Genomic DNA, 316 nt, shown 5'->3' on the forward strand with positions numbered 1-316 from the left:
CGACGATATGGCCCTTATCGTCAAGAACGACAACCTCGTCGGTCATCGCATTGATGAAGGAAAGAGCGGATACCCCTTCAAAAGTCTTCTGCATCTACTGGTCCCTTGCTACCAGAGCCGTCAACTTCGCAATTTTCCAGATTTTCTGCAACAATTTCGCGGTTTCTCGCATCAGGCGTGGTAAGTCTTGGCCGTTCTGTCAGATCGTTCTTCGGGCCTAAAGGTCTGCTGCTAATCTGCTTTAACTTTCCTGCGATTGCCCGCACGCTCCGCGATGTCCCTGATATATTTCGGCCTTTTCCCTCGATTGTGCCCG

1 protein-coding gene is annotated in these 316 nt (G+C 50.9%); it reads right to left on the bottom strand.

Annotated elements, in window-relative coordinates:
- Positions 1 to 77: 77 nt before the first annotated feature.
- On the bottom strand, positions 78 to 316 hold a 239-nt coding region (locus tag A3764_RS26185; protein ID WP_236628309.1), incomplete at its 5' end, for a hypothetical protein.

It is taken from the genome of Sulfitobacter sp. HI0129, from assembly GCF_001635395.1.
In the GTDB taxonomy this organism is placed as follows: domain Bacteria; phylum Pseudomonadota; class Alphaproteobacteria; order Rhodobacterales; family Rhodobacteraceae; genus Sulfitobacter.